Genomic DNA, 6,229 nt, shown 5'->3' on the forward strand with positions numbered 1-6,229 from the left:
GGCCAGGACCCTGACAAAGGCCGCCGCGCCGCCATCGTTCCGGGATAGGTCCAGCGCCGGGCGGATATAGGCGTCAAGAACGTCCTCCAGGGAGGTGTCTTCCTGGCCCGCGACCTTGGCCAGGGCGGCCAGGCGCCGGGTGTTCAGCTCATCCAGTCGGCGGCGGAACACCTCCTCGATGAGCTTGTCCTTCGAGCCGAAGTGATAATTCACCGCCGCCAGATTGACCCGGGCCGCCGCCGTGACCTGGCGGAGCGAGGCCCCGGCGAAGCCGTGGGTGGCAAACAGGGCCTCGGCGGCGCCCAGGATCCGCTCCTTGGTGCTGCGTTCGCGGGACGCGTAGGGTGCGCTCGTCATGTCGGCGACTCCGGAGGCGGGTGGTTTGAATCAAACGATCGTTTGAGAATACGCCCGGGCCCTTGGGCGGGTCAATCTGCAACCGCACATCCCTGCAAACGGCTTGCGATTGAGCTAGAATCTGTCAAGATTTCGTGAGCTAAGTCCGTCATTCGTGACGGCTTTGGCCCCAGACTTTCACCAGGCGTCCCCAGAGGCGCTGGCAACCTTATTTGTCTTTTCTCATTTCCCGGAGCATCCGTATGGCGCTGGAGCGCACCCTTTCGATCATCAAGCCCGACGCCGTCAAGAAGAACGTCATCGGCGAAATCCTCTCCCGCTTCGAGAAGGCCGGTCTCAAGATCGTCGCCGCCAAGATGAAGCAGCTGACCAAGGAAGAGGCCGAGGGCTTCTATGCCGTTCATAAGGAACGCGGTTTCTTCAACGACCTCGTCGCCTTCATGATCTCCGGTCCGGTGATGATCCAAGCCCTCGAAGGCGAAGGCGCCGTTCTCAAGAACCGCGACCTCATGGGTGCCACCAATCCGAAGGACGCCGAGAAGGGCACGATCCGTGCCGACTTCGCCGACTCGATCGACGCCAATGCCGTGCATGGCTCCGATTCGCTCGAAAACGCCGCCATCGAGATCAAGTACTTCTTCAACGACTCGGACGTCGTTTCGCACTGAGAATTGCCGTGAACACCCCTGCTGACAAGGTCAACCTGCTCGATTTCGATCGCAAGGGGCTGCGCGATTTCTTCGCGGAGCTCGGCGAGAAGCCGTATCGTGCCGAGCAGGTCATGAAGTGGATCTACCACCGTCTCGAAAGCGATTTCGAGAACATGACCGATGTCGGCAAGGCGTTACGCGAAAAGCTCAGTGCCAGCTGCTACGTCGGCCCGCCGAAGACCGCGTTCGAAAAGACCGCGGTCGACGGCACGCAGAAGTGGCTGCTCGGCATGGATGGCGGTAACGCCATCGAAACCGTCTATATCCCGGAGCCGACCCGCGGCACGCTTTGCGTGTCGTCGCAGGTCGGTTGCGCCCTGAACTGCCAGTTCTGCTCCACGGCAACCCAGGGTTTTTCCCGCAACCTGTCCACCGCCGAGATCATCGGCCAGGTCTGGGTCGCGGCCAAACACCTCGGCAACGTGCCGCACCAGCAGCGCCGTATCACCAATGTGGTGATGATGGGCATGGGCGAGCCGCTGCTGAACTTCGACAACGTGGTGAAGGCCATGAGCCTGATGCGTGACGACCTCGGCTTCGGCCTGGCCGGCAAGCGCGTCACGCTGTCCACGGCCGGCCTCGTGCCGATGATCGACAAGCTGTCGGTCGAGAGCGACGTGTCGCTTGCGGTGTCGCTGCACGCGGCCAACGACGAGCTGCGTACCGAACTCGTCCCGCTCAACAAGCGTTACCCGCTCGCCGAGCTGGCGGCGGCGTGCGAGCGCTACATCAACCGCGCGCCGCGTACGACGATCACCTTCGAATACACGCTCATGAAGGGCGTGAACGACAAGCCCGAGCATGCGCGTCAGCTGATCAAGTTCATGCGCCGCCTGCCGGGCGTAAACAAGGTCAACCTGATCCCGTTCAACCCGTTCCCGGGGACGCGATTCGAGCGCTCGGGGCCGGACGAGATCCGCAACTTCCAGACCCAGTTGCTCAATGCCGGCGTTCTGACCATGCTGCGCCGCACGCGCGGTGACGACATCGATGCCGCATGTGGCCAGCTGAAGGGACAGGTCGTGGATCGCACCCGTCGTCAGGCGGAATTCCGCAAGAAACTCGAAGAGGGAGTGGTGAATGCGGCTTGAGCGTTGGGGGATGGTGGCTGCGCTCGCGTTTGCGTGCGCGGGCTGTATGGGTGGGGAATCGGGGCTGAAGCCTACGACAGCCGCCGACGAGAAGGCCAAGGGGGCCGAGGTTCATACCGAGCTCGGACAGCGTTACATGCAGCGAGGCGACCTCAGTGGCGCCATGGAGAAACTGCAGCAGGCCATCAAGTTCGACCCCAACTATGTGCCGGCCCGTACTGTGATTGCCGTGCTCTACGAAAAGATCAACGATCCAGCCAACGCCGAGCTGAATTATCGCAAGGCGGTGGATCTGGACCCGAAGAAGGGTTCGGTCAACAACAATCTGGCCGTTTTCCTGTGCAAACAGGGGCGGGCGGGCGAATCGAAGGTCTACTTCGACCGGGCACTGGCCGACCCGTTCTACGAGACGCCCGACCTTGCCATGACCAACGCGGGCACGTGCCTGCTGGGTTCCAAGGACTACGACGGCGCCGAGGTCTACTTCCGGAAGGCGCTCGACCGTAATCCCAACAATGCCGATGCGCTGTATCAGATGGCGAACGTGTTGTACCTTAAGAACGATGCTTTCAGGGCCCGTGCCTTCCTGCAGCGCCTGGAGGCGCAGGGTCAGCCGAGTCCGACTGCTTTGAAGCTCGGTCACGACATCGAGCTCCGTCTGGGCGACGGGGAGGCCGCCCAGGATTACGCCAAACGCTTGCGCGAAAAGTTCCCGGATTCGGAACCCGCGCGGGCACTCGAAGCCACTGCACGTCAATGACTACCGTATCTTCGAATTCATCCGGTCGGGACGGTCGCGAGCAGGACTTGTTCGCAGGCATCGAGCCACATGCATCCAGGGGGGAAGCCATGGACCCGCAGACCGAAGTAAACGCCGACGAGGCTGGCCGCGTGCTGTTCAATCACGTCGCGGATCCGGGTTTCGGGAGTCGCCTGCGCGCGGCCCGTGAAGCACGGGGCTACACCGTCGAGGCCTGCGGCCAGGCATTACGCCTGCCGACGCGCCTGATTCGCCAGCTCGAGGCCGGCGAGTACGGCGGCATCGACTATCAGGTCTACCTTGCCGGTTACCTGACCAAGTACGGCCGCTACGTCGGCGTCGACGAAGAGGYCATCCAGGCCGAGCTCGCCCGCATGACGCCCCGCCAGCCGGACCTCGTCGTTACCGGCGGGGTGTCGCATTCGCGCTATCTGCTCGAGCGCTACGTCACGGCGGCGACCTATGTCGTGCTGACGGCGGTGATCGTCGTTCCGATGGTCTGGCTGGGCGTGCGTGGCACGCTCGACCGCGACATGGCTCGTCTCGCGCCCCTGGACGCTGCCCCGGTAGCCCAGCAGGACGCTCCCGCGCCCGCGGTGGCTTCGTCGAGCGGCCTGGTTGCCGACGCGGCGGAAAACAAGCCGGCGCCGGCAGCCGAGCCGCGTGCCGAGGAGCAGCAACCGCTGCTCGCTTCCATGGCCATGTTCCCGCCATTGGATCACAGCGTTTCCAAGTCGCCCCTGGCAACAGCGGCAGCTCCCGCGCCCGCAGCGGAAGCGGCCAATGGCGTCGGCGCGCATGGCCTGACGCTCAGCCTGCCTTCGGCGAGCTGGGTCGAAGTCACCGCGGCGGATGGGTCGCGTCTGGAATACGGCATCCTGCCAGCCGGCACGCAGAAGTCCTATCGCAGCGACAAGACCCTCGACGTCCGCATCGGCAACGCCGCGGGTGCCCAGGCGACGATCGACGGCCAGCCGGTGGAGATCGACACCTTCCGCCGTGCCAACGTGGCTCGCTTCCGCGTCGATATCCACGACGGCAAGGCGGCACCGGTCTCCTACTGACCGGTTCCCTCGACCGTAGCGTGTACGCGCGGGCCCGCCGGCCCGCGCTTTCGGTTATCCTTACCTATTGATCCACGCCACTCCATCCCTGATGGCCGGTGTGGGCTCGTTCCCTCCAAAGTTTGGCTGCGCGGAGCGCAGTGGGTGATTGCATGTCTTTCGACGTATACGACGATTACGAGCAGGGCGAGCGAGTCCAGCAATGGCTTCGCAAGAATGGCGTGTCCATCCTCGTGGGGATTGTGCTCGGCCTGGTCCTGATCTTCGGCTGGCAGCAGTGGAAGTCGCACCGCGCCGGTCACGAACAGGCCGCCGCCGGTGAGTATTCGGCGTTGCAGCTTGCCGTCGCCCAGAACAAAACCACCGAAATCGACGTGCGCACCGAGAACCTGTTGAAGGATTACTCGGACACGGCGTGGTCGGTGTTTGCTGCTAGCGAACGCGCCCAGCGCAACCTGCTCGCAGGTCAGCTGGACAAGGTCGGTGGCGACCTGGAATGGGCCAAGGCCCATGCCAAGGACGAAACGCTCAAATCCCTGGTCGATCTGCGCATTGCGCAGCTGAAGTTCGCCCAGGGCAAGGCAGAAGAAGCCATCGCAACGGTCGACGCCATGCAAGGCAAGTCGTTCGCTGCGATCGCACAGGAACTCCGTGGCGATGCGCTGGTCAAGCTTGGACGCCACGACGACGCACGCAAAGCCTATCAGGCGGCGATCGCCGCGATGGGCGACAGCGCACCGCAGCGCGGTGTGGTTCAAACGAAGCTCGATGATCTGGCAGTGGCCGGGAAGCAGGGTGCATGAAACGTTTTTGGGCAATCGCGTTGACTTCGTCGCTGGTCGTACTGGCCGGCTGCCATTCGTTCAAGAAGGAAAACGTCGAGCCGCCGACCCCGCTTGACAAGAAATTCGTGCCGACCGTCAAGGTCGAGCGCCTCTGGAAGTCCAGCATCGGCGACGGTGCGGCGGAATCCGGCGTGCGCATGCGTCCGACGGTCTCTGACGGCGTGGTCTACGCCGCCAGCACCGACGGAAAGATGGCGGCATTCGAAGCCGCTACCGGCAAGAGGTTGTGGTCCAAGAGCATCCGCCAGCACGGCTGGTTCGGGTGGGGCGACGCCAAGCGTGAAGATGCCCGTTTCTCGGGTGGTCCCGGTGCATCGGGTGACCTCGTCGCCATCGGCACGCTCGACGGCCATCTTTACGGCATCAACGCGAAGGATGGCGAGCGTCGCTGGGCCGCCGAGGTTTCCTCGGAAGTCATCACGGCGCCGGTCATCGTTGGCGATCTGGTTGTGGTCCGCTGCAACGACGGTCGCGTCTACGGCATCGACGCCACCACCGGCGAGCGTCGCTGGGCCTACGATCAGGCGGTGGTACCGCTGCTCAGCCTGCGTGGCAATGGTCGCCTGCTCGTCGCCAACGGCGTCGTGTTCATGGGCACCGATGCCGGCAAGCTCACGGCTATCCGTCTGGACAACGGCGAGAAGCTCTGGGAGCAGACCCTCGCCACCGGCGAAGGCCGTACCGAGATCGATCGCCTGAGCGACGCCGATGGCGCGCTCGTCCTCGACGGTTCGACGATTTACGGCGCCGCCTATCATGGTCAGCTGACCGCGATCGACGGCCCCAGCGGTCGCCCGCTGTGGAACCACGGCTTCTCGACCTTCACCTCGCTGGATGTGCACGAAAACGCCATCTACGGTGTGGACGACGACTCCCAGGTGTTCGCCTTCGACAAGTCGACCGGCGCCAGCATCTGGAAGCTGGCTGACCTCAAGTACCGTTGGCTCTCCGGTCCTGCCGCGCAGGGCAAGTACGTCGTGGTCGGCGATCTCGACGGCCACCTCCACTGGATCGACGGCAGCGACGGCAAGATCGTCGCCCGCGAGCGTCTGTCCAGCAAAGCCATTCGTGCCCAGCCCGTTGTGGTGGGTGACACCGCATACGTCGAAGATGTCGAGGGCCATATCGGCGCCTACCGCATCGCGACGAACTGATCCACAGGAATACTGCCCCTCCCATGTTGCCCGTCGTCGCCCTGGTCGGCCGCCCCAATGTCGGTAAGTCGACAATCTATAACGCGCTGACGCGCAGCAGGGACGCCCTCGTCGCCGACATGCCCGGCGTCACTCGCGATAGACACTACGGTGTCTGTCGTCTTGGTCCGCGGCCCTTCGTGGTCGTGGACACGGGTGGTCTGTCGGGTAGCGATGAGGGCATCGAAGGTCTCACGGCAACCCAGGTT

8 protein-coding genes are annotated in these 6,229 nt (G+C 63.9%); 7 read left to right on the top strand and 1 reads right to left on the bottom strand.

Features of this window, described 5'->3' with window-relative positions; translation table 11 throughout:
* Positions 1-357, bottom strand: a 357-nt coding sequence (locus AC1DT2_RS13850) for a TetR/AcrR family transcriptional regulator (RefSeq protein ID WP_477296914.1), incomplete at its 3' end; no start/stop codon positions are given.
* Between the two features lie 242 nt (positions 358-599).
* Between AC1DT2_RS13850 and ndk the strand changes: the two genes are divergently transcribed.
* From ndk to AC1DT2_RS13885, 7 genes are all read left to right on the top strand, one after another.
* A complete protein-coding gene (gene ndk, locus AC1DT2_RS13855) occupies positions 600-1,025 on the top strand; it encodes a nucleoside-diphosphate kinase (RefSeq protein ID WP_063573468.1) in 426 nt (141 codons plus the stop codon).
* A 2-nt stretch (positions 1,026-1,027) separates the two neighbouring features.
* The gene (gene rlmN, locus AC1DT2_RS13860; RefSeq protein WP_345777460.1) at positions 1,028-2,158 is read left to right on the top strand and encodes a dual-specificity RNA methyltransferase RlmN; all 1,131 of its coding nucleotides are present in this window, start codon (positions 1,028-1,030) and stop codon (positions 2,156-2,158) included.
* On the top strand, positions 2,148-2,918 hold the full coding sequence (pilW, locus tag AC1DT2_RS13865) for a type IV pilus biogenesis/stability protein PilW (RefSeq protein ID WP_477296916.1): 771 nt from the start codon (positions 2,148-2,150) through the stop codon (positions 2,916-2,918). Before rlmN ends, pilW begins: the two co-directional genes overlap by 11 nt.
* A gap of 89 nt (positions 2,919-3,007) precedes the next feature.
* Positions 3,008-3,982, top strand: a complete 975-nt coding sequence (locus AC1DT2_RS13870; RefSeq protein WP_477296918.1) for a helix-turn-helix domain-containing protein — start codon at positions 3,008-3,010, stop codon at positions 3,980-3,982.
* A 152-nt stretch (positions 3,983-4,134) separates the two neighbouring features.
* The gene (locus AC1DT2_RS13875; RefSeq protein ID WP_063573539.1) at positions 4,135-4,785 is read left to right on the top strand and encodes a YfgM family protein; all 651 of its coding nucleotides are present in this window, start codon (positions 4,135-4,137) and stop codon (positions 4,783-4,785) included.
* Positions 4,782-5,981, top strand: a complete 1,200-nt coding sequence (gene bamB / locus AC1DT2_RS13880; RefSeq protein WP_063573538.1) for an outer membrane protein assembly factor BamB — start codon at positions 4,782-4,784, stop codon at positions 5,979-5,981. Before AC1DT2_RS13875 ends, bamB begins: the two co-directional genes overlap by 4 nt.
* A gap of 23 nt (positions 5,982-6,004) precedes the next feature.
* The coding region (locus AC1DT2_RS13885) for a GTPase (RefSeq protein WP_477296920.1) at positions 6,005-6,229 on the top strand (225 nt) is incomplete at its 3' end.

The sequence above is a fragment of the Luteibacter sp. P4_E6 genome (assembly GCF_056401535.1).

Excerpts from the sequence above, each read along its gene's own strand:
- ndk (WP_063573468.1), top strand. The coding sequence starts at position 600 with ATGGCGCTGGAGCGCACCCTTTCGATCATCAAGCCCGACGCCGTCAAG.
- pilW (WP_477296916.1), top strand. The coding sequence starts at position 2,148 with ATGCGGCTTGAGCGTTGGGGGATGGTGGCTGCGCTCGCGTTTGCGTGC.
- bamB (WP_063573538.1), top strand. The coding sequence starts at position 4,782 with ATGAAACGTTTTTGGGCAATCGCGTTGACTTCGTCGCTGGTCGTACTG.
- AC1DT2_RS13875 (WP_063573539.1), top strand. The coding sequence starts at position 4,135 with ATGTCTTTCGACGTATACGACGATTACGAGCAGGGCGAGCGAGTCCAG.